This window comes from Pantoea sp. JZ29 (genome assembly GCF_035190385.1).
GTDB classification, from domain to species: domain Bacteria; phylum Pseudomonadota; class Gammaproteobacteria; order Enterobacterales; family Enterobacteriaceae; genus Pantoea; species Pantoea stewartii.
Map to the genome: position 1 here is coordinate 90,509 of NZ_CP045242.1, position 22,638 is coordinate 113,146.

At 48.8% G+C, this 22,638-nt stretch carries 27 protein-coding genes; 19 read left to right on the plus strand and 8 right to left on the minus strand.

The features are described from left to right. Positions 1 to 35: 35 nt before the first annotated feature. The 4 genes from GC090_RS20300 to GC090_RS20315 all read right to left on the minus strand — a co-directional run bounded on the left by GC090_RS20300 (position 36) and on the right by GC090_RS20315 (position 3,638). Positions 36 to 1,142 carry a helix-turn-helix domain-containing protein gene (locus tag GC090_RS20300; RefSeq protein ID WP_172913250.1) on the minus strand — a complete coding sequence of 369 codons (1,107 nt, stop codon included), beginning with the start codon at positions 1,140 to 1,142 and terminating at the stop codon, positions 36 to 38. After that, positions 1,139 to 1,810: a hypothetical protein gene (locus GC090_RS20305; RefSeq protein ID WP_324021870.1), complete on the minus strand. Its 672-nt coding sequence runs from the start codon at positions 1,808 to 1,810 to the stop codon at positions 1,139 to 1,141. Before GC090_RS20305 ends, GC090_RS20300 begins: the two co-directional genes overlap by 4 nt. Before the next feature lie 345 nt (positions 1,811 to 2,155). Then, entirely contained in the window at positions 2,156 to 3,361 is a 1,206-nt protein-coding gene (locus tag GC090_RS20310; protein WP_324021872.1) for a DnaT-like ssDNA-binding domain-containing protein, read from the minus strand. A gap of 31 nt (positions 3,362 to 3,392) precedes the next feature. Beyond that, positions 3,393 to 3,638 (minus strand): helix-turn-helix transcriptional regulator, encoded by a 246-nt coding sequence (locus GC090_RS20315; RefSeq protein ID WP_172913253.1) that lies wholly within the window; start codon positions 3,636 to 3,638, stop codon positions 3,393 to 3,395. 118 nt (positions 3,639 to 3,756) lie between these two features. Between GC090_RS20315 and GC090_RS20320 the strand changes: the two genes are divergently transcribed. The 15 genes from GC090_RS20320 (at position 3,757) to map (ending at position 13,966) form a co-directional block, all read left to right on the plus strand. Continuing rightward, entirely contained in the window at positions 3,757 to 4,419 is a 663-nt protein-coding gene (locus GC090_RS20320) for a LexA family protein (protein WP_226375908.1), read from the plus strand. Between the two features lie 846 nt (positions 4,420 to 5,265). After that, positions 5,266 to 5,520, plus strand: coding sequence for a hypothetical protein (locus tag GC090_RS20325; RefSeq protein ID WP_172913255.1), 255 nt, complete (start codon positions 5,266 to 5,268; stop codon positions 5,518 to 5,520). A gap of 142 nt (positions 5,521 to 5,662) precedes the next feature. Continuing rightward, positions 5,663 to 5,860, plus strand: coding sequence for a hypothetical protein (locus GC090_RS20330; RefSeq protein ID WP_172913256.1), 198 nt, complete (start codon positions 5,663 to 5,665; stop codon positions 5,858 to 5,860). A 702-nt stretch (positions 5,861 to 6,562) separates the two neighbouring features. Next, a complete protein-coding gene (locus GC090_RS20335; RefSeq protein WP_324021874.1) occupies positions 6,563 to 6,787 on the plus strand; it encodes a hypothetical protein in 225 nt (74 codons plus the stop codon). A gap of 128 nt (positions 6,788 to 6,915) precedes the next feature. Next, positions 6,916 to 7,101, plus strand: coding sequence for a hypothetical protein (locus GC090_RS20340; protein ID WP_172913260.1), 186 nt, complete (start codon positions 6,916 to 6,918; stop codon positions 7,099 to 7,101). Continuing rightward, the gene (gene gamL, locus GC090_RS20345; protein ID WP_172913261.1) at positions 7,098 to 7,394 is read left to right on the plus strand and encodes a host nuclease inhibitor GamL; all 297 of its coding nucleotides are present in this window, start codon (positions 7,098 to 7,100) and stop codon (positions 7,392 to 7,394) included. The genes GC090_RS20340 and gamL overlap by 4 nt, the downstream gene beginning before the upstream one ends. After that, positions 7,391 to 8,194 carry a PD-(D/E)XK nuclease-like domain-containing protein gene (locus tag GC090_RS20350; protein WP_172913262.1) on the plus strand — a complete coding sequence of 268 codons (804 nt, stop codon included), beginning with the start codon at positions 7,391 to 7,393 and terminating at the stop codon, positions 8,192 to 8,194. Before gamL ends, GC090_RS20350 begins: the two co-directional genes overlap by 4 nt. Positions 8,195 to 8,259: 65 nt before the next feature. Further along, complete coding sequence (locus GC090_RS20355; RefSeq protein WP_415911214.1) at positions 8,260 to 9,312, plus strand: RecT family recombinase; 1,053 nt, start codon at positions 8,260 to 8,262, stop codon at positions 9,310 to 9,312. Positions 9,313 to 9,333: 21 nt separating this feature from the next. Further along, positions 9,334 to 9,549: an ANR family transcriptional regulator gene (locus tag GC090_RS23305; protein WP_172913264.1), complete on the plus strand. Its 216-nt coding sequence runs from the start codon at positions 9,334 to 9,336 to the stop codon at positions 9,547 to 9,549. Between the two features lie 188 nt (positions 9,550 to 9,737). After that, complete coding sequence (locus tag GC090_RS20360) at positions 9,738 to 10,079, plus strand: hypothetical protein (protein ID WP_324021876.1); 342 nt, start codon at positions 9,738 to 9,740, stop codon at positions 10,077 to 10,079. 133 nt (positions 10,080 to 10,212) lie between these two features. Continuing rightward, positions 10,213 to 11,031 carry a hypothetical protein gene (locus GC090_RS20365; RefSeq protein WP_324021878.1) on the plus strand — a complete coding sequence of 273 codons (819 nt, stop codon included), beginning with the start codon at positions 10,213 to 10,215 and terminating at the stop codon, positions 11,029 to 11,031. Between the two features lie 456 nt (positions 11,032 to 11,487). Beyond that, positions 11,488 to 11,760, plus strand: a complete 273-nt coding sequence (locus GC090_RS20370) for an excisionase (protein WP_324021879.1) — start codon at positions 11,488 to 11,490, stop codon at positions 11,758 to 11,760. After that, positions 11,729 to 12,814 carry a site-specific integrase gene (locus GC090_RS20375; protein ID WP_324021880.1) on the plus strand — a complete coding sequence of 362 codons (1,086 nt, stop codon included), beginning with the start codon at positions 11,729 to 11,731 and terminating at the stop codon, positions 12,812 to 12,814. Before GC090_RS20370 ends, GC090_RS20375 begins: the two co-directional genes overlap by 32 nt. A gap of 124 nt (positions 12,815 to 12,938) precedes the next feature. Then, positions 12,939 to 13,181: a ParD-like family protein gene (locus tag GC090_RS20380; protein ID WP_039339494.1), complete on the plus strand. Its 243-nt coding sequence runs from the start codon at positions 12,939 to 12,941 to the stop codon at positions 13,179 to 13,181. Continuing rightward, complete coding sequence (gene map / locus GC090_RS20385; RefSeq protein WP_006121994.1) at positions 13,181 to 13,966, plus strand: type I methionyl aminopeptidase; 786 nt, start codon at positions 13,181 to 13,183, stop codon at positions 13,964 to 13,966. The genes GC090_RS20380 and map overlap by 1 nt, the downstream gene beginning before the upstream one ends. A 63-nt stretch (positions 13,967 to 14,029) precedes the next feature. Here the strand turns inward: map and GC090_RS20390 are convergent, their stop codons facing one another. Both GC090_RS20390 and GC090_RS20395 read right to left on the minus strand, forming a co-directional pair. After that, on the minus strand, positions 14,030 to 15,091 hold the full coding sequence (locus GC090_RS20390; protein ID WP_324021882.1) for a diguanylate cyclase: 1,062 nt from the start codon (positions 15,089 to 15,091) through the stop codon (positions 14,030 to 14,032). Between the two features lie 211 nt (positions 15,092 to 15,302). Next, positions 15,303 to 15,614, minus strand: a complete 312-nt coding sequence (locus GC090_RS20395; RefSeq protein WP_006121995.1) for a hypothetical protein — start codon at positions 15,612 to 15,614, stop codon at positions 15,303 to 15,305. A gap of 158 nt (positions 15,615 to 15,772) precedes the next feature. Between GC090_RS20395 and GC090_RS20400 the strand changes: the two genes are divergently transcribed. Next, positions 15,773 to 16,456, plus strand: a complete 684-nt coding sequence (locus GC090_RS20400) for a RipA family octameric membrane protein (protein ID WP_006121996.1) — start codon at positions 15,773 to 15,775, stop codon at positions 16,454 to 16,456. Between the two features lie 264 nt (positions 16,457 to 16,720). Here the strand turns inward: GC090_RS20400 and GC090_RS20405 are convergent, their stop codons facing one another. Beyond that, on the minus strand, positions 16,721 to 17,542 hold the full coding sequence (locus GC090_RS20405) for a Cof-type HAD-IIB family hydrolase (RefSeq protein WP_033742381.1): 822 nt from the start codon (positions 17,540 to 17,542) through the stop codon (positions 16,721 to 16,723). Positions 17,543 to 17,767: 225 nt separating this feature from the next. Here GC090_RS20405 and GC090_RS20410 point away from each other — a divergent pair, with 225 nt between their 5' ends. Next, on the plus strand, positions 17,768 to 19,030 hold the full coding sequence (locus GC090_RS20410; RefSeq protein WP_324021885.1) for a DUF1479 domain-containing protein: 1,263 nt from the start codon (positions 17,768 to 17,770) through the stop codon (positions 19,028 to 19,030). A 58-nt stretch (positions 19,031 to 19,088) separates the two neighbouring features. After that, on the plus strand, positions 19,089 to 19,838 hold the full coding sequence (locus GC090_RS20415) for a DeoR/GlpR family DNA-binding transcription regulator (protein WP_033742378.1): 750 nt from the start codon (positions 19,089 to 19,091) through the stop codon (positions 19,836 to 19,838). 15 nt (positions 19,839 to 19,853) lie between these two features. Here the strand turns inward: GC090_RS20415 and GC090_RS20420 are convergent, their stop codons facing one another. Beyond that, a complete protein-coding gene (locus GC090_RS20420; RefSeq protein WP_110268503.1) occupies positions 19,854 to 20,861 on the minus strand; it encodes a LacI family DNA-binding transcriptional regulator in 1,008 nt (335 codons plus the stop codon). Between the two features lie 315 nt (positions 20,862 to 21,176). Between GC090_RS20420 and ascF the strand changes: the two genes are divergently transcribed. Beyond that, on the plus strand, positions 21,177 to 22,625 hold the full coding sequence (ascF, locus tag GC090_RS20425; protein WP_039339509.1) for a PTS cellobiose/arbutin/salicin transporter subunit IIBC: 1,449 nt from the start codon (positions 21,177 to 21,179) through the stop codon (positions 22,623 to 22,625). The last annotated feature ends 13 nt before the right edge of the window (positions 22,626 to 22,638 follow it).

Genomic DNA, 22,638 nt, shown 5'->3' on the forward strand with positions numbered 1-22,638 from the left:
CTACTAGCGGCTCAAAGCATGAGAGGTTTACCTGTTCACACCAGACGGAGCGAGGCCTTGGACAATGAGTTTCCGCTATTGCCGCCGCTGATTGCTGCCACGCCGTAAAGCAGACTACTCAGTTCATCAATAGGAACGTTAAGCTCATCACTCAGCTGAGTCAGATGAACGCCGTTACCCGCCAGAGCGGCCATCATTTTTTCAATAATGAGTGACCTTTCACGCTCAATTCCCCCCGGTTCACCGGTTCGATATCCCTTTGCGGTGGCATCGCGCATCAGGCTGTGATACTGCCATTCCGTCAGCATGTTCAGATTTCGCATTCTGACGATTAAAGCCATTGCCGAGACCTTCCAGAGCGATTTCAACTGAACGATTTTGTCGAACGTCGGGAACGCCATTTTAACTGCCATCACGTTTTCCAGAGGCATAAGAAAAGCTGACGCAAAAGCATCCGCTTCGCGCTCAGCATCCTGTCCTTTGACATCACCGTGACGGTGAAGGACCAAGTGAGCCAGCTCATGTGCTGCGTCGAAGCGGCTTCGTTCACCTGATTTACGCGTGTTGAGGAAAATGTAAGGGACATCATCTTTCCAGAAAGAAAATGCATCGATACTCGCCGTTTCCTCTGAGAGCCAAAACACCTTAACGCCGTGTTTCTCAAGAAGATGAACAACATTAGTTATACTCTTCTTACCAATCCCCCAAGCTTCGCGCACCGCCTGTGCGGCGACCTCAGATTCACTTCCACGGAGATTTGGCAGTTCAGGCTGCGGCAGCGTGAAGCGGGTGCTGAAATAATCGCTCAGCATAACCCCCAACGCACCAGCTCCAATTGCCGCATGCTGGTCGGCGGCTTTTGTCGAGCGCAAAGAACGAAATGAAACCGTCAATGGATCGATTGCTTCAACGTCATCCCCGAAGAAAAAGGACTCTGGATATTTCAGGGCGCTAGCGTATAACTGGACCGTTTCTGGCGTGGGCTCATACAGGCAATAGTCTTTTTCGTACTCAATTACAATACGGCTGGATAGCCCCATTTTCTCTGCCAGTTCTTTCAGGGTCAGCTTGCGTCTGATCCGTGCCAGCTTAAGCCGGGACGGATTAAAAAGACGTTTGCCGTCATCGACAGGTTTACTCATTTGCTTTCAACGGAAATTGATATGTCATCATCGAAATCCTCATCAGGGAAAATATCTGTGCCTTCAAACGGCAGAGGACTCAAAATAATGCGCTCACTCCAGGCGCTTACGCGGGCAAATCCGTCCTGATTCACCATTCCTACCGGGTAGGACACTTCGCAGCGGACCTCTTTGTCAGCCGCATCATAATAATACAGGACGATATAAGTGCGGGTGCTGTCTATCGGCGTGATTTCAGATTTACCTGCATATAACGCATCCGTCTGGAACATATCGACTGTGCCAGGATTATTGTGAACAATCGAACGCGTTGCCTCACCTTTGGCATTTTTGGTTTTCGGTAATCCATCAGGACGTCCGGTGTGTCTGTCACCCGAGGTTATAATCAGATTAACCCCCTTGGCTGAGTTAACGACCATTTCCATTCGCTTGACCACTTCAGGAGACCAGCCATTACCTTTTCCAATCAGTACACGGCGGGTCGCGGCAACCATCTCGCTCCAGAAACGGAACCCTGCATCCACTGCGGGGTGAAGCTTGCTAGATTTGCGGCGCTCGTACAAAGCAGACGTTAGAGCGACATGAATATCGTTTTCCGAAAAACCCAGTCCATTGAGTACAACATCTGAATCAGCTTCGGTATGCAGGATACAATAAGGCATGGTCATGAGGGCTTCTCCATTAGTTCACTTCATGATTTCAACATAATTGTTATGACAAAATCAAGAAGTGACCACCGAAAAGTTATCACAAGCTCTAACTTATTTCCTCACACTCCGTCCCCAGTTTCTCCTCACTTTTCTAGGCTATTGAAAAAAAGCAAAACATTTCTCAAAGGTGAATAGAACAGCGCCTGTTATCTGTATAGGTAAAAAAGTGGGGAAACAGTTCAATCCCTGAGGGTATGACCTGCTCCTATCTAAATAACGTAACGTTATGATTGTAAGGCCTTAATCAGCAGTTGAAACAATCATGAACTTCCGCTCTTCGCTCATAGCGGACGAATTACCCTCTCACCCTCCCCTGAATCCCTCAGGTATTGCGTAATCCATGCCGGCTACCAGAGTAAAGTCCCGCCGAATTTTCGAACGTTTTAGAGGAGGCTGTCTACGCCCCTTCTCAATGAATCGTGCCAGTTTTATTTCCCACTGGCTTTGGTAATGCGCCACGTTTTCTGCCATCCAGTAATGCACAAAATCAGCCAGCTGAAGGCTGTCAGGTGTATCTGAAATCTTTATGCCTATATGACTGGCGGTTTGAGTGAATGCTTGTGAAGGCTGCCACCCGTCAAACATAACGAACTTATGCTCTGGAGATTCTGCACTAGTGGGATATTGGCTAACCGCCGGAGAAATTTGCTGAAGTGAATCGCGCTGCGTTATGACATGAGCGTTACGTTGCACCGGTGCTGATGCGTTACGCTGCGTTACGGTAGCGTTATGCTCGGGCGTTATGCTTTGCGTAACGTAACGCGTTACGCCATTATCCTGATCAACCCGTGGCTGCATCGGCTGAGACAACACCTTCGCCTTAGCCCCCTGCTCTGCCCTAAATCCTTTTGCCACTAGGCTTTGTGGCTCAGAAGCATCTGAGTTATCCACAGAAAAACCAGAAAATTCACGCGCGCGATGTGTGTTGTTTTTATTTTTATGTGTTGTTTTAGATCTTAAAGAATTAAAACACGCGTAACGCGTTACACCCTGCGTTACGTCACGCGTTACGGTCTGCGTTACGCCTGAAGCGTTACGCGTGACGTTATGCGTCACGCCTTGCGTAACGCTTTTCTGCGCACGCTTCTTATCTCTGTAACGGCGCTGACGTTCAGCAGCTGCCGAGGGCTTTGAACTTTTGCCCAATTTTTGCTCATCGTCGATTGTTAGAAGAACACAGTGGTTTTCAGCATCGTAAACGGCCCACCCTACTGCAGCCATTGCTTCACCAAACCCTTCAAACTCAGCAAGCACATCTAGATAGCTTAGGTCGACATTAATGAACACGTTATTGGGAGCATATTCTTTTGCTGCTCCCCAAATACTGAGCAAACCAGTGACTGTAATGCACCTTGTAACATTTCGTGTCAGTAGCGCGGATTTCTGCCCATCAAAGGAGACGTCCAGTCGTTCACACCCATCTGACTTGCGTTCAAGCCATGCGGCGATTTGATTGACTTTGGGATGGACCTTCAATGCTGGCGATATTAGTACCCAATCAATTGTCATGACAGTCTCTCGAGAACTTTAACCAGTAACATTATGTAAAGGGTTGGTATGAAGCTTCTGGCCTTAATGGGCTAATCTCGGGAGGAAAAACATCGTCTAGTTCGACTTCAGCGCCCAGCTCTTTTAAAGCGCGAACTAATGCTCGACATGTTTTTAGATTAGGGATGCGCCGTTTGTTTTCATAATGTCCGATAGCGCCTTGGCTACATCCTAATCTTTTAGCCAAGCACGACTGAGACACATTGATTTCTTTTCGAATTGTCTTGAGACCACGCATTGAGAATCTCCAAATAAGTGAAACAAACTTAAATAATACATATTGTACTCAATGCCTACAAGAGGATTAATACATCTTGTGTGTTGTTAGAATAAATACGCTACGTAATAATTTGCGTATGCTTATTACATGGCGTCAACTGGCCAAAACCAGAATGAAACAATTAGGCCTTACTCAAGAAAGGCTTGCAGAGACTTTGGGTAAAACCCAAGGTGCGATAGGTCATTGGCTGAACGGCCGACGTGAACCAGGCATTGAAGACATAGCTGCAATCATGAAAGCACTAGATCTTAAAGAATTGGTTCTCAGCGCCTCTGGGATGGTGATTTATCCTGATGAATTACTTAACAATGTCTCCGATCCTCGACCTCATAGTGAGGTCAAAAGCTTTCCAGTTATAAGCTGGGTGTCCGCTGGGAATTGGTCTGAAGCCGTCGATCCTTATAATCAAAATGATTTTCTTGAGTGGTCACAAACTACAGCCAAAGCAAGTGAGAAATGTTTTTGGTTGACCGTCAAAGGGGATTCAATGACCGCTTCAACAGGGTTAAGCATTCCAGAAGGAATGAAAATTTTGGTTGATCCCGCGATCGAACCCACCAGTGGAAGACTGGTTGTTGCAAAGCTCGAGTCTCAAAATGAAGCAACATTTAAAAAGTATATCGTTGATGCTGGGCAAAAATATCTCAAACCTTTAAATCCCAATTATCACATGATTCCAATTGATAACGATTGTCGCATTATTGGTGTTGTGATTGAGGCAAAGTTCGAGCAACTTTAACATTCCTACCGCACCTTGCTGCATCATCTGTTCATAGGGCTCCATCATTCTAAATAGGAAATGGGTCCCTAAATCTCTTAAAATTCATACATTTTGTACTTTTATGACATTTTAAGCAAAAATTCACTTGACTCCAATTAATACATTTTGTACTTTTTCTTTGTTCCTAGCGACAGATAGTGTATTGGAACAACATGAGTAGGCTTGATGCTGAACGGCACAGCATATTGTCGGGCGGGTGGAGTGCAGAAGCGCGAGATCCCGAAGTGGCAAAACCCAACCTCCCTGCAACAAATGAGATGGTATTCACCAGTATCATTTCATTTGTTAACGGAGGATTGTATGAAAAAGCGCAGTATCGACTGCCCTCTGTGTGGCCGCAATTTTGACCCGAGGGCGCCTTATCCACATATCCAAGAATATCACGCGCTAGCAAGCGACGCTGAGTTAACCCTGATTCGTGAAGCCCGGCGTCGTTGCTTCGGAAAGAGTAAGCCCCTTAAGAAAAAATCCTACTTACTCACATCAAATTTTTCCTTATATTATTGATTTTTATTACATTTAAGCTCCTAAGTGGAACATCAACGTCCTGAGTTCAGCATTTATTCAGAATTATGAAAACGGGCTTCGCTATAACTACATCATCAGGCCAAGCACGACAGCCTGATGAAAGAAAAGTAGTGATCCCCTGGCACATAATATTGATAACTCTTGTTCTTTCCCGCCCCCTCGTGCGGGATTTTTTTTGCCGTGAACATCTTCACGTATTAGCTCAACACCAGGGCTTTTTGCACATAAGTAATCTTTTCACGCTGCCTTTAGGGCAACTTCACCTGAGGAGTAACCATGTTATATCGCGAAGCGGCTGTGCGTCTCAGCCAGACCATTCTGCTTATAGCCCGTGAACTCAGACTGTCTGTGGATCAGATGTTTGAGTTCCGTAAAGACGGTAAAGTCTCAGAAGAAGAGGCTGCCACTCACCTGCACAATGTCCAGGTAGTATTGGAAACGCTTTACACCCGGCTTCTTGATCCTCTTACCGCTGATTATCCAGATTTACGCCCTGAATGTTGTGGCAGTGGAATCTGTGATGAGCAGTAAACTGCCCCGCAACATTTAGCCGGGATATCCAGTGACAGATGAAAGCCGCGAATAGCGGCTTTTTTTATCCCCACTGACTGCGGTCAGAACTGAATTTACCCGCGTAAGCGGTCTTCAATTCCTCTCTTAAACGGAGTAAATCATGCAAAAAAACAAATCAACAGATGTCGTTTCCTGCAAGGACATGCATCGCCTTGCGGTGAGCCATTTGCAGGCTTATCTGAAAGCCTGTCACTGCCAGTCGAGGGGTGACGTGCTTCATGCATTGTCTCACTGGCAGAGCACAGGTGCCGATTTAGCAGAATTGATTCGCCTTACACGCATTATCGTTATTCATTGAAGGGGATGCCCTGTGCCGCAGGTTGTCTGTTCACAACGCACAGGGCAATCAGCTTAAACGGAGTCCGTGATGCAAAGCCTCAAGGCATTGAAGCTTTTCAGTGAAACTCTGCTGACATTAACAACACTCACTACAGCATCCGTTCAAACCTATGACATGAAATTGCATGGCTTGAATACAACAATTCTTCACGTCGATTATGACCGCCCCGGGAGGCTTTTTACGACAGAAGGCGACATTTCATGAGCCACAACGAATTGAGGGTTAGCTGATGCCAAAACCGCATGCCCCTGAACGAATAAGGCTGCGGGCTCAGCAAATCAAGCAACACTGGCGCTCAGGTCTGGTTCATGCGAGACGAACCTACCGCGGCAAATATCTCACCCTACGTGTGACACCTCAGTGGCGGCTGTTATCAAAAGACAATGGCCGGAACTGGGAATTGCTGAGCCACGCAGATTATGACAATGAAATTTAGACAGGATATTCCATCCGGACTCAGGCGCGGACAAATCAGAGCTGTTCATTCTGAGCAATGAACAGCATCTTCCTTGGGCCAGTTAATTCAGGCCTGCGGCAAAAGGTAAGCAGAGACGTTGTTCCGAACTGAGAATGCAATTTCCCGACGTCACCCTGCGCCGGTAAACGGTCTCAGGAGCAACTTAAGTTCATAAGTTGTCTACAGTAGCAGGAGGTTCAGAGATGAACATTCAGTATATTGCGACACCAAAAGAGGCAACACTTCATATTAAGTCCTTTGTGTTATGGGCATTTCTCCATGAACCTGTCGTCAGGGCGGCACTCAAAGTCGTACCGGATGCCCGGGTGACACACTCAGGCACGTTTTTTATTCATACGCGCATTTCAGGAGACCCACGCCAAATACTGGCAGCAACACGCGAGGCCCGTCGTGAAGAGGAAGAGTAATGCCGGCTTCATACTCGCCGCATCAGAAAGCCTCAGTGCTCATTAGGCTGCATCCGCCGCTTTTATAGCTCTGCCAGCCGTTCCGCTTTCGCGACCCTCTAATCTGACCGTTCAAAGGAACATTTCCCATGATGCAACCAGACATCAGGGGCGATGCCGCTTTTGCTCGTCCCTTTCACGCTGTTCGTTCAATTGAATTTAGCCCTGAAAACATTCTCAGTAGCGCCAGTTTCCCTCCAGCGCCGCCAAAACCCGTTCTGCAGTTGCTGGCAGACAGGCTGATTGAGATTTTGCTTAAGGAGTACCAACCATGAGAGACCCCTATGCATTACTGGAACTTCATAAGGACCACCTTGATGCCCAGGAGCAGGAAGCTGTCAGGAAGGAACAGTGGATTGATGACGAAGCAGAACGTCTGCTGAGCTGTTTTCCTGACTACCTCTATCTGTTCCGCCACTGGAATCTGCATCCGGAAGTAAAGAAATGTTGTGCCCATCCGGAAGCAGACGAGGAGTACATCAGCTTCATCAGAAATCTGGCCTACCTGCAGGCAGCACGGAATTACAACCTGCAGGTGGTACTTGGCTGGGAGGACACAGTCTCATGAAACCGGGCATTTACTATGGCCTCAGCAATGAGGCCTACCATGCCGGACCCGGCATCAGTAAATCGCAACTGGATGACATCGCCATTAACCCGGCAGTCTACCTGTGGCGTAAACATGCGCCTGTTGATGCTGAAAAAACGGCTGCGCTCGACATGGGGAGCGCTTTGCACTGCCTGCTGCTGGAACCAGAGGAATTCGATAAACGTTTCGTTGTGGCCCCCTCGTTCAACCGACGCACCACTCAGGGTAAAGCAGACGAGGAGACGTTTATCAAAGAAACCCGCAAACACGGTTTGAGCGTTATGGACGCAGAACAGGGCCGGAAGCTGCAGCTGATGCGCGAGAGCGTAATGGCACACCATACCGCACGTTTTTTACTTGAAGCAGAAGGCCACTGTGAATCCTCAATTTACTGGTCTGACAGTGAAACAGAAGAGTTATGTCGCATCCGACCCGACAAAATGCTGATGAACCGGCCTCTTGTCATTGATGTAAAAAAGATCTGTGACATGTCCCGCTTTGCTCGCCATATCGAGGAATTCAGGTACCACGTTCAGGCAGCTATGTATTCCGAAGGTTTTTATAACACCTTTAACACGCATCCGCAGTTTGTCTTTATTGCGGTAAGCGAAGCCATTGACTGCGGACGCTACCCAGTCCGTGTTTTTGAAGTCCATGAGGATGATCTGAGCGCCGGATACAACCTTTTTCGTCGCGACCTCAACACATTCCATGATTGCCGTCTCAGTGGTCACTGGGGCGGCGTTGAAACTATCCGCCGCCCTGCATGGGCACGTTAAAAGGAAAAACCACGATGAATACCCCACTGATGAACACTGATGCTGAAAATGCAGGCACTGCATCCATGATTTTCAGTCCGGATGCACTGGACAAGCTGATTCGCTTTGCTGACATCATGGCCAGCAGCAGAGTATCCGTACCGGCACACCTGGCGGGGAAAACAGCTGACTGTCTTGCTGTCGCAATGCAGGCCGCACAGTGGCGCATGAACCCCTTCGCCGTTGCTCAGAAAACCTTCCTGGTAAATGGCGTACTTGGCTATGAGGCACAACTGGTGAACGCGGTTATCACAACGATGGCACCCACCCGTGACCGCCCACATTATGAGTGGTTCGGCCCATGGGAAAAAGTCCTCGGTAAATTTGTCGAAAAAACGTCAGGTAAAGGACATAAGTACACCGTTTCCGGCTGGACACTTGAAGATGAAGCCGACTGCGGCGTCCGCGTCTGGGCGACAATGAAGAATGAGCAGGAACCTCGCGTACTGGAACTGCTGTTATCACAAGCACAGGTCAGAAATTCAACGCTGTGGGCGAGCGATCCGAAACAGCAGCTCGCGTATCTGGCCGTTAAAAGGTGGGCCCGCTTGCATTGCCCGGATGTCATCCTCGGTGTTTACACGATCGATGAACTGGAAGTTACGGTCAAGGCCGAACGTGATGTCACGCCACCCACACAGAGTGGTGATCTTAACGATTACATTAATCAGTCGATGAAAATCGATGACGCAGAAATCGGTAATAAAGCTGAGGAGGAAAATGTGTTTTTACCAGACAATATAAAAGCAGAAACCCCTGCCCCCGCTTTACCACCTCAACGTCCTGCGAGGTCTCCCGTTAAGCCATCAGATAATCCGCAGCCGGCTCCGCTTCAATGCAAGGCTGAGGATATGGGTGAAGTGGGTACTGGTAAACAGAAACGCACCCCTGAGGAGTTGCTGACGGATTTTTGTGAAGCCGCCATAAACAGCAAGTCAGTTAAAGCACTCGACCGATGTTATGCATATGCGGCAAAAGTTTTGCAACCAACGCCAGCTCTGCTGGAAAAAGCCACGGATATCTTTCTTGTCAGAAAGGCTGAAATCGAGGAAGAAGAATTAAATCCAGAAAAGCTCTAGCTGTTTTAGCAGGAATGATCAATGACTCCAGATAACCACACCCTAATCGAATTACGTAACGTTCGATATTACACGGTAGCCGAGGCCGCTGCATTTGCCGAAAGCTGCGGACAATATGAACATGCGGAGAAACTCTGGTCACAGGCAACAAAGCTCGCAAGGAATATTATTAATGCCGAATGGGCAGAGCATCGTAACCATTATTGTTTAAGCGTAATACGTAATGGTTGGTCTTAAAAAAGCTCCCTGCTAAATCCTGAATCCAGAAATTTTAAAAAACACCCCCCCAAAAACATAAATTCATTTTTATGACTTCACTGAGCATAACCTCAGTGATAATTTACGAACTCAACGCACAGGAGAAATAATAAAATTAAGAGCAGGTAAACTCGCCACTGTCATTTTTACACCTGAAGGAGTAATCGGTGAAAAGTAGAATCTTAGAATATATTGATAATTTCCTTTTTCACTCCTCATCTGCCCCCTCTGAGCAGTTGGTCTATCTTATTGCCAAGCTCTCACTTACCGCTTATCCGGTGGCATGGTTCATCCTGCCACCAGGAGGTAAAGGAGAGGGTTTATTTTTTTCCCATTCAGAGGCAGTTAAGTCACTGAATAATCGAGCAAGAAAAGATGAATACATTGTTCCTTTATTCGCGACTTTGAAGTTTGATTTTTGTGAAAAATCTGGTGATTTATTCAAATCATCTATTCAATATGAGTCTGATGATGAACACAAAAAGGAGAGCGACTTAAAAAATTATTAACCCTTAAATCGTCATGATTTTTATTATTTCCGCATGCAGCAGATAAAGCCCACAAGGGAACTTAATTTAAATTAAATTTAAAGGCCAAAAGGAAATGCACACCAGAACAATTATATCGTGTTTAATAATATCATTGTCTGTAATCACACCTGCACACGCTAATTTATTTTCCTGGTTACATCATCATAAAAATAACTCTAAAGATAAGGAAGATATCAAGCATAATACTGCAGACATCAAGGCTAACAATCAAAAGATTAGCACCAATGCTGCGGGTATCAAGGCCAATCAGCAGAACATCAGCACCAATGCTGCGGGTATCAAGGCCAACCAGCAGAACATCAGCGCCAATGCTGCAGGTATCAAGGCCAACCAGCAGAACATCAGCATCAATGCTGCGGGTATCAAGTCCAACCAGCAGAACATCAGCACCAATGCTGCGGGTATCAAGGCCAACCAGCAGAACATCATCATCAATGCTGCGGGTATCGAAGCTAACACAAAAGAGATCGGGGCTAACATCGTGAGAGCAGAATTGAACAGGAACGATATTAAACACAATCGTTCAGCTATTGCTGCCAATCATGAAAGTACTCTGCATAACCATGAGCTTATTACTGATAACGCTTATGCAATTCAAACGGTTACTGGCCAGTTAAGTACATTTAAATTTGAAGCTGAAAGCCGATTCAGCAACATTGAAAATGATATTAGAAAGAACGACAAAAAAGCGATGGCCGGGATAAGTGCGGCGATGGCAATGAACGCGATCCCCTTTATTGAGGGAAAAAACGTCAGCATGGGGTTAAGTGGTGGTTCATACGGCGGACAATCGGCGCTTGCATGGGGGTCGATTTTCAAGCTGGGTGATAACGTCCGAAGCGGAACCTATCTGAGTTATGACACCAGTAGAAACCTTGGTGTGGCAGCCGGTCTTTCTGTTGGGTGGTAACTGATTGCCTGACACACATTTCAACCAATGGTCATTTACCAAGCTCACTTAGCGGATGCCTGAACTCCCTGTCAGGCATCCTTACCCTGATTATGTTTCATCTAGGAGGCGGGTTATGCATAGCCGTGAAGCAGCTAAGTAAGTAATAGACACTTTACTGGCGGTGACAACAACGCTGACAGAGTCAGTTAAGATTATTGAAGATCTAAAATTCAAGGGTATGGTCAGCTCCAAAGAGGCCAGCCGGCATCATCAATCCGCAGCCGATGCACTGACCAAATTGCATAACGTAAAGATTGATAACCTCTTCGGGCATAACCCGAACCTGAAACATGAGTGTCCTTGCTGTGGAAATGTGAGTGAGAAAGAAAAAACCTGATTTCAGCAAGTCACACAGCGACAGAACCTGACCGCCCGCTGGGCGGTTTTTTTATGCCGTAATTCTGGAGGCAGAACATGACGAAGCTACTCAATTTGCAGGAATGGGCGAGCACAACATATTCTGTGCCGCCCTCTCTCTCAACCCTGCGGCGCTGGGCACGGGAAGGCCGTATTTATCCCTGCCCTCAGTTGCACGGCAAAGAATATAAGCTCCACCCTGACTCTGTTTATATCAATCCCCGAACACTGACAAGAAACCTGAACAGCCACCCAAACAGTTCTGGCTCAGGTAATTCGCTGCTGGAGAAAATCATCAATGGCGAAAAGGCCTCAAACCTACGATTCTAACCTTCCCCGTAATCTGACTTACAGGCATAAACGCAAAACCTATCACTGGCGCAATCCTCAGACGGGAAAGGAATTCTCTCTGGGCAGTATTGCCCGGAGAGAAGCCATCGCGCAGGCATTAGAAGCAAACAACTACATTGAACAAAATTACACGCCTTCTGCCCTGCTGGCGAAATTACAGATGAATGCGGTAATGACGGTAGGTACCTGGCTTTCAAGATATGAGCTTATTCTGGCAAGTCGGCATGTTAAGCCTACAACAATGCGTCTTCGCCGTTATCAGCTCAAAGTCATCGCAAAACATCTCGGTGACTACTCCCTGTCCTCGGTTACGACCCGTCATATCGCGGAATTTATAGAGGGTTACATTGCTGACGACAAGAGGACCATGGCCGTCATTCTGCGTAGCCTGCTCAATGATATTTTCCGCGAGGCTATTGTGGCGGGTCTGATAGAAAGAAACCCTGTTGAGCCCACGCGCGCCAGACAGCCTGCGGTACAGAGAAGCCGGTTAACGATGGATCAGTTCAATTTGCTAACCGAATGCGTTCGCGAATCAGAGCCCTGGTTATACAGAACGATGTTATTAGCGCTGGTGACGGCACAGCGACGTGAAGACATCAGCCGCATGAAATTCAGCGATGTCAGCAACGGCCGCTTGTTTGTTACTCAGAGCAAAAAAGGGAGTAAACTCGCCATACCTGTTGATCTGGAAATGAAAGAAATCGGTATGACCCTCAATGAGGTCATTGGATTATGCCGTGAGAATAATCCTTCTGAGTACTTCATTTACTCCACTACCCGACGGAACGGACGCAAGCCCGGCCCCGTTTCGCCCGGCAATATCACCCAGGCATTTGCCCGAGCACGTCAGCGTTGCGGTTTGAGTGAAGAAACAAATCCTCCCACCTTCCATGAAATTCGCAGCTTATCCGGAAGGCTTTACGAAGCCCGGTTTGGGGAGGAGTTTGCGCAGCGATTACTGGGCCATAAGAACCTGTCGATGACCAAAAAATATCTCGACCCACGGTCAAATGAGTTTGTTTTGGTATAAGCAGTGTATGAGAAATTCGGACAAATTTCGGACATTTTCGAACGACCGTCGATTTGCTCTTGCAACTCATGACGTTAGCGTTATCCTGTATATAAAACGCATACATTTTATATACAGGATGAGTATGGGCATCGTAAAAATATCCGACGTGATGCATGAGAATCTTCGTATTGCCAGTCAGGCAATGAGCCGCTCGATCAACTCGCAGGCTGAGCACTGGTTAAAACTGGGCATGCTGGCGGAGCTCTATCCGCAGTTAACGCAAAATGAACTGGCGCAAACGCTCATTCGTATAGAAATGAACGGCGGTGCTGATATTCGCCAGGTGCTGCATAAGAGTGACCTGGCCCCACAGGGAGAAGTGTAATGGGAACAGTGAAAATACATTCCGCCGAAGAAATCGAAAAAGCTCGCGCGGCAGGTCATGCTGCAGCACAGGTGCTGGCCATGATCACACCGCACGTTCGTCCAGGCATTACGACGGAAGAGCTGGACGATATTTGCCACGATTTTATTGTCAATGAACTCAACGTGACGCCGGCTAATATCGGTTATCACGGTTATACGCGAACCACCTGCACCTCTGTAAACCACGTTGTCTGTCACGGCATCCCTGCGGCAAAAAAACTGAAAGACGGTGATATCGTGAATATCGATGTCGCCATTATCAAAGATGGCTGGTATGGCGACACAAGCCGCATGTATTTTGTTGGCACACCGTCCGTGCGCGCCAAACGCCTGGTCGATATCACTTACCAGTCGCTGGTTGCCGGTATAAAAACTGTCCGTCCTGGCGCGACCTTAGGCGATATAGGGGCAGCCATTCAGCGCATTGCTGAAAATGCCGGCTTTTCGGTTGTCAGAGAATATTGCGGTCATGGCGTCGGCGAGATTTATCATACCGACCCACAAATTTTGCATTACGGTACGCCCGGTGAAGGGATGCCCTTGAAAGCTGGTATGATTTTTACTATCGAGCCGATGATCAATGCCGGAAAAGCGGGCACCAGCGTGCTTTCCGATGGCTGGACGGTAGTCACGAAGGATCGATCACTCTCCGCACAGTGGGAGCATACCGTTGCCGTTACCGACACGGGTTTTGACCTGCTCACGCCCTGGCCCGAGGGAACGGGCGATTATCCCGCTATCTGAGTCAATAAAGCCGCCCTTAACAGGCGGCTTTATTTTTGCGGTATAAGATATCGTGCCCTGTGCTTAAAGACCTCGCCATAACTTTAAACCATTACGTCCTGAGCGCTTAACGTCATATAACGCTTCATCGGCACGGCGCAACCATTCGTGTATCGAACTGGCTTTTTCTGCACAGGCAATACCAATACTGACTGAACAGGTAAAATCGGGCGAAGCAGGCAACCGTAACTGCGTAATGCGCCACTGAATATGCTCAGCGAGTTTGACGATGCCAGCGTCATCAGCATCACGGACAATGACGCCCAGCTCATCGCCACCGAACCGCGCCGGTGTGTCTTTCATTCCCACACTATCGCGTAATAAACCTGAAATTTCCGCCAGAAGAAAATCCCCTGCTTCGTGACCATAGGTATCGTTAACATGTTTGAAATGGTCAACATCGATCAGAATCAGATAGGCTTTACTGTCTCCACGGCGGGTACGAAGAAATTCGCTTTCGAGTCGGCGCTCAAAAAGACGTCGATTAGGAATTTGCAAACCCGGATCCATTAATGCAATGCGTTCAAGTTCGCGATTTTTTTGACGCAGCATATACGTCAGATTATGGGATACAACGCTTAACGCCAGCATATAAAAGGTCGCCAGCGGTAATGTCAGCCAGGCTGTACGCAGGCTGAACGTCATTGATACCGGCGCACCTTCAAACGTCCAGACCAGAAGAAAGGCAAAAAGAAATGACTGAAATGCGGACAAGAGCTGTGGCCAGCCGCCTGCTGCGTAACGGTCGGAAATTAATACTGCCATGATCACAAAACACGGCATGGGACTCAGCGCCAGCAACGCGACCCAGATACCGCCAAACGCCGCATCAAGCGTGAGATTCATTCTTTCCCTCGCGGTTGAATCACGCGCGGAAGCCGCAAGGCGATAGGCCAGAGACGGCCAGACGATGACATTACCGATCAGTAACGCAAAAATAGAGATGCCGTGACCCTGTTCGACTAATACAGAAGCGATTGGCATGGCACATAAAATCGTCCCTAATTGGCGCATTGCGAACATGCGACGAACAAATCGCGTCGATCGCATTTTGAGATGATTATCATCGGGTGAGTAATAGGTCATTCGAAGGCGTAATTAGCAGTCTATATAACGCAGTTTATCTACAAAAAGAGCAGGCAGCATGACTTTTTAAGATTCTTTCCGCTTTATTTATTATTTTTTCTGGTGAGAAAAAAATGTTAGCTGCCCGCATTTAAAAAAATACGTTTAAGCCTAACGCGCAACATCATCTCATTGTCATGCATCAGGCTGTCAATTTAGCAATACATTGCCGCTATCTCCTGCGGCCCTTCGCGACCGACGCAGACCAGTTAAAATCGCTGACTTCACTGGCAGTCAGTGAGGACGGTTTCTTTTTTCGGACAGGTTTTTTGTTTTCCTTTTCTGCTTTTAACTTTTCTTTAAGCAATTTATCCGCCATCACCTGCTGACGCGCTTCAAGGTTAAGCGCTTTCTCTTTTTTGACGTCCGGTTCTTTACCCGTACGTTGGCGGTATTTTTCAATCAAATGATGAAGCACTTCATTGACGGCAAGTCGCTCTTCATCGCTGAACTGATCGATGGAAATCATTTTCTTGTCATTCATCGTCGCTTTCCTCGTCGTGGGATCATCGGCAGTGTACAACAAGCCGGATGAATAAAAGGCATTTGCTTGCCTCTTAACGCATTTTAACCGGGAACGTGAGTATCATTTCGTCTCAGGACAGCTAAAATAAGCGAAAATTAACAACGAGAATCTGGATAATGAAAATCCCCCTGCCTGACGATCATAAAGCATTTATCACCGCACTTCTGGACGAACCCGTTGACGTCATTGAGATGCACTCTCCCCACGCTGAACACATTGATCGCGCTTATACTGTCGCGCTACAGCAAAAAAATCATGAGGCTGAGGCAGACTGGAAACGGACGATCACGTTTCTGGCCCTGTTCGTTTTTCTCTATGCGGCGCTGGGTGCATCACTGACGCTGGACCTGAGTCCCGCCGGGGCGAGTCACAAAAGTATTGAATACGCGTTAGAAGCCGTGCCGGTGCTTATCGCCTTTTCCGGCTTTTTTATTTCTGTGCTTTACCTGTTTCTTGTGCGCGCGGGTTCACGTCAACGCCGTAACTGGCAACGAACACTTTTGATTCTGGAAAGGTATACCACAGGTCATGTATTTAAACTGACGCATCAGCAAGGCGCGGGTACCAGCAACTACTCGCTTTCATCCATCATGCTGGCGCTCGCGATGTTCATTTGCCTCACATGGTTAATCATCTATAACTACCTTACCTTCACCACCAGCGGTGTGTTTGGTAGCGTCATTTCACTGTTTATCAGTACGATGGTTTATGTCATTTTGGATATTCAGCTCCTGAAACCGTGGCAGTCAGAGGCTGAAAACGATCCCTCCGGTGTTGATGAAAATAAAGCCGATCGCTAACCTTCCATGGCCCGATATGCATCGGGCCAGCCTTTGCATCTGGCAGGCGAAACAGGCACATAGGTTAATGCCAGGGATAACTTAAAACGCTTAAAGTATGTTGTAACTATATTATGCCTCGTTGATGCTCAGCTTACGTTCAGGCTCGTCAGGGAGGCTGCTCACGATGAGTGAGCAGCCCCTGAAAACATCGCTACAAGTGACAACGTCACCTTTGGTTTCCGTAAGACGTGATTTGGGTTGGTTGATATCTGATTAGTGAAATCAGTCGAATGGAAATTCACGAGCCAGAACGCGGGCAATCACATTCAGCGCGCCCTCGTCCGTATTACTCTCGGTTTTAAAACGCGCGACAGCCGAGACAGCCTCACCCGCATTGGCCATTGCAAAACTAAAGCAGGCCTGACGTAACATCTCGATATCATTCGCGCTGTCGCCGACAGCCACCACTTCACAATCGCTAATGCCCCATTTTTGCTGAAGCAAAGCGATACCGTGCGCTTTATGGCAACCCGGAATAATCAGGTCAATAAAGCCATAACCGCTGGAAACGGGATGCATGATGTGATCGATTTCGCCCAATTGGGTATGCAAACGCGTCATCAGGCTTTCAATCCCTTCGTGCGCCAGATTGAGCGAGAACTTAAAGACAGTGTCATCAATATCGTAAAGGTTGTCGCGCTTCTCGAGTCGGTAATAATGATTTTTTAGCATGCCGATCACGCTATCCGGCATGGACGCGTGAACATAAGCGCTTTTGCGGCCACAAACAACGACGCTGATATCCGGTTCTCTGGCCAGAATATCGAGTACGCTGTGTACCCTTTCTTTTGCCAGCTCGCCACAAAATATCACTTCATCGCCATGCGACACCCACGCACCGTTTTCTGCCACGAAGGCAATTTCATTTTTGATGTCAGGAAAATATCGCTGTAACTGGTAATACTGATTGCCGCTGGCGACCACAAAATGAATACCTTTTTCTTTGAGCAGAGCATACTGGCGTGAAAAGCGCTGGACATTGTACTGCTTGTTTTCATCAAGAAAGGTACCGTCCATATCCACTGCAATCATCCTTACTGCCATTTTACTCCCCCTTTGCTCCCGGCCTTAACAGGCTAACTGTGTGGTTAAGCTTACTCGCTGTAAGGATTATTGAAAGTTACAAACGCTGAATTTCCGCCTGTTATGGCAAATTGTGCCGTCGCGCCCAGATTGAAAGTTAAAGCTCTGTTAATAATGACCATCACCTTCGAATGAAGGTTACATAAATTTCATTCGAAATAACATCATCTGTTAAGAGGTTAACCTATGCGCGAAGGACTTCACTACACCCCACTTCCTGAGGACGTCTCTGCCTCTATCCGTAACTTTAAGCAGCGCGCACGTGAGCAGATCGGTGACGTTGAGCGCGTATTTCGGCAAGTCTGTCAGAAAACAGAAGAGGCCATTGCCGAAGCCAGGCTGGAAGAGGCTCAAACCGGGAGCGCCTGGCCCATCGTCACGGGCGAGGCGATAGCCTCAGGCACGGTTTCCCCGGAAATGCGGGCGCGTATCAAGCGGCGCGGCTGTGTCGTCGTCCGGCAGCATTTCCCTCGTGAGCAGGCACTGGCCTGGGATGCCGACATGTTGCGCTATCTGGATGAAAACCAGTTTGATGCACAGTACCGCGGGCCAGGAGACAATTTTTTCGGCAGTCTTGAGGCATCCCGTCCAGAAATTTACCCCATTTACTGGTCTCAGGCTCAAATGCAGGCCCGTCAACGCCCGGAAATGCATCAGGTACAGTCGTTTCTGAACCGGTTATGGACCTATGAATCGGAGGGGCAGCGATGGTTTGATCCTGACGTGAATATCCTCTATCCAGACCGTATTCGTCGACGGCTACCGGGCACCACGTCAAAGGGACTGGGTGCGCATACCGATTCAGGCGCGCTGGAACGGTGGCTGTTGCCTGCTTATCAACGCGTCTTTCACGCCGTTTTTAACGGGGATATTGATCGCTACGATCCCTGGAATGCCGCTCACCGCAGCGACGTCGATGAATACGATGTACCGGACACCACAAAATGTTCTGTCTTCCGCACTTTCCAGGGCTGGACCGCGCTGTCCGATATGATCCCGGGTCAGGGTTTACTTCACGTTGTGCCCGTCCCCATGGCAATGGCCTATCTTCTGTTACGTCCACTGCTCTCCGATGTGCCGGAAGATGAACTGTGCGGTGTCGCACCCGGCCGCGTCCTGCCTGTTAATGAAAAATGGCATCCCCATTTGATGAAGGGCTTATGCCCGGTACCGGCTATTACCGCCGGCGATTCCGTTTGGTGGCATTGTGACCTTATTCACGCGGTCGCGCCGGTCGAAAACCAACAAGGCTGGGGAAATGTGATGTATATTCCTGCTGCGCCGATGTGCGATAAAAACCGTGCGTATGCGCATCATGTGGCGCATGCGCTGAAGCAAGGTCATTCCCCTGCGGATTTCCCACCGGAGCATTACGAAGCTGACTGGAAGAATCGCTTTACCCTGGCCGATCTTAACTCACTCGGGAAACGCAGCCTGTGCCAGTCCTGATAAAAAAGAGTAAGCGGGTTAATGCCCGCTTTGGTTCAGTAGGATAAAGGGAGCCGGTATGAATACGCGCCAGGAAAAAATTATCGAACTGGTCAATGCGCGTGGCAGCATCACCGTCAGTGAACTGGCTCGCGTTGTCAGTGTGTCTGAGGTGACGATACGGCAGGATTTAACACAACTTGAACAGCAGCGCGTGTTACGTCGCGTTCACGGTGCAGCCATCGCCCTGGACAGTGATAATGTGAGCACACGGATGAACACACGTTTCAGCATCAAACAGGCTCTGGCCCGTTATGCCGCCGGACGCGTCAATGAGGGCGAATCAGTTTTTATCGAGGGCGGCAGTACGAATGCCTTACTGGCACTTGCGCTTGCCGGTCGAAAAAATCTGACGCTTATCACCGTCAGTCACTATATCGCTCATCTGCTGAAAGAAGCCGATTGTGAGGTCATTGTGCTGGGAGGCCGGTTACAAAAGAGCAGTGAATCGATGACCGGGCCACTGACGCGTTACTGCATTCAGCAGACCCACTTTCATAAAGCGTTTATTGGTGCTGATGGCTGGCACCCGGAAACCGGTTTTACCGGTCGCGACATGCTACGGTGTGACGTGGTGGACGCTGTACTGGCAAAAAACGCTGAGAGCTATGTCCTGACAGACAGCAGTAAATTCGGACAGCTTTATCCCTATCCTTTATCGCCCGGTTATGCGCCGCGTCATGTCATCACGGAACACGGGTTGCCCGCGGATACCGTGAACCGGCTTACAGAGCAAGGCACCGAGGTGATACCGGTGACGATCGCTTAAAGGTGGCTGTCGGTTTCAGGGTGCGACGCTGACAGAATCGCGCGACACCAGACTGGCGATAAAAGGCTTACGCTGCATTAACTCGCCGCCATCGAGCATGGCGACCAGCCGGTTGATAGTTTCATTGATCATGTCGGTAACCGGAAACTTCATGCTGGAGAGCGAGGGAATCACATACGGAGCCAGCGGGATGTCATCAAAACCTATCACCGAAACTCTGGCCGGTACGGCAATGTTGTTTTCCGTGAGTTGTTTAATGGCACCAATTGCCATTTCATCGTTGCTGGCTACGATAGCGCTGAAAGACTCGCCGCTGGCGAGCAGGGATTTGACCGCCAGCATGCCGCTTTGTGCGGTCCACTTACCCTGCACAATCAACTGGGGATTAGGCGCAATGCCCGCCGCGCTTAATGCAGCCTGATAACCGGAAAGTCGTTCCTGACTGGTAGGAGAATCCAGCGAGCCGGTGATAAACGCGATATCACGATGCCCCTGTTCAAGCAGATGATTGACAGCCAGCCGCCCTGCTGCCTGCTGGTCGCTGAATACACAAAAACTTTCATGAATGCGCAGGCGGCGATTGATTACCAGAATGGGTTGTTTGTGGTCGGAAATAATAGCATCCAGTTCATCAATACTCAGAAAGCGCGGATAGATGATGATGCCATCGCAGCGCAGATCGAGCAAAAACTGAATCGCCGCGCGCTCCTCAGCGGCAGTGTGCTTCCCGTCAGCCAGAATTAACTGACGATTCTGCTGCTCCATAATCCTGGCGGAATGCGACATTAACTCGCTGAAAATATTGCCGCTGTACAGTGTGTTAGTCACCACCAGCCCTATGGTTTGTGTACTTTTATTTGCCAGATTACGGGCCAGTAAATTGGGCCGATAGCCTGTTTCAGCGATAGCCTGCAAAACGTGTTCACGTTTCTCTTTGCCGACGTAACCGTTGCCCGACAATACCCGGGAAACCGTTGCTTTTGAGACACCGGCGCGTTTTGCCACTTCTGAAATCGTTGTCATATGAGGATCGCCAGAATTCTCAGCCTGAAAGCAGTCTACCTAAGTCTTTCATTATTTGAAATATTTACACGCCAGCCCACAGGGCGCGCCAGATCATTGACAGTGACCTTAATCACAGAAATAACACAGGGTGATTATTGGCGCTTGTGTCAGCCCCAAAACAGCTTCATGATTTTGTGAAACCGGTTTCCTATTTTGCCGTGCCGATCGTCAGTGGTCACGCAACGTTCCCCTGGCGAAAGACGTAAAACAATAAGGCAGCCGTCATGAGCGGAAACCAGAACGCACTTCCCTCTACCCTACGAGAGAAACATCATGTCAGGAAATTATGCCGGGATTTCACAGGCTATCGTTACCGCCTTAGGTGGCCTGAACAACATCAGCGCCATTACGCATTGTATGACGCGCCTGCGTTTTGTCGTGAAAGACGACGACAGTGTCGATCTGGCGGCCCTGAAGGCCGTCAACGGCATCATGGGCGTCGTGCATACCGATACACAATATCAGGTGATCATCGGGAATAATGTTGCCAAAGCTTACCAGGCCGTTCTGGCCCTCGGTCAACCGCAGGCTGAAAGCGCTTCGCCAGTTAAACGTCGTATCACGCTGAAAAGCATTGGTGCCGGTATTCTCGATGCGCTTGTCGGTACCATGTCACCACTGATTCCGGCGATCATTGGCGGATCGATGGTCAAACTGCTGGCCATGATTCTGGATATGGCGGGCGTTTTTGACAAAGGCTCGTCCACGCTGATCATCCTGAACGTTATCGGGGATGGGGCATTCTTCTTTTTACCGGTCATGGTAGCCGCTTCTGCCGCACTGAAATTTAAAACCAATATGTCACTGGCGATTGCTATTGCCGGCGTCCTGGTGCACCCCACTTTCATCGATTTAATGGCCAAAGCAGCTCAAGGCCAGCATGTCGAGTTTGCTTCTGTTCCGGTGACGGCGGTGAAATATACCTATACGGTGATCCCCGCGCTTGTGATGACGTGGATTCTGTCCCATATCGAACGTGGCGTGGATCGGATTACGCCTGCCGTCACCAAAAACTTCCTTAAGCCGATGCTGATTGTGCTGATTGCGGCACCGATTGCGATTGTATTAATAGGTCCCATTGGCATCTGGATCGGCAGCGGTATCTCTGCGCTGGTCTACACCATTCACGGCTATCTGGGCTGGCTTTCCGTGGCCATCATGGGCGGGCTGTGGCCGCTACTGGTAATGACCGGCATGCACCGGGTTTTTACCCCTACCATCATCCAGACGATTGCAGAAACAGGTAAAGAAGGCATGGTGATGCCTTCAGAAATTGGGGCCAACTTATCACTTGGCGGTTCGTCGCTGGCCGTCGCCTTCAAAACGAAAAACCGCGAATTACGCCAAACGGCGCTTGCAGCCGCGGCCTCCGCTATTGTGGCCGGTATTTCTGAGCCTGCTCTTTACGGTGTCGCCGTGCGCCTGAAACGCCCATTAATCGCCAGCCTGATGAGTGGCTTTATCTGCGGTGCCGTTGCCGGAATCGGCGGGCTTGCCAGCCATTCAATGGCTTCGCCAGGATTATTTACCAGCGTGCAGTTTTTTGATCCGTCCAATCCCCTGTCGATTGTCTGGGTCGTGGCGGTAATGGTGCTTTCTGTCGTGCTGTCGTTCATTCTTACTCTCATTCTGGGGTTTGAAGATATCCCTGAAACGACCCAGCCGTCTGCGCCCTCGTCCGTCGTCACCGCAGAAAAAGCGAACGCGGTTAACGCCAGTTAATTAATGATTACAG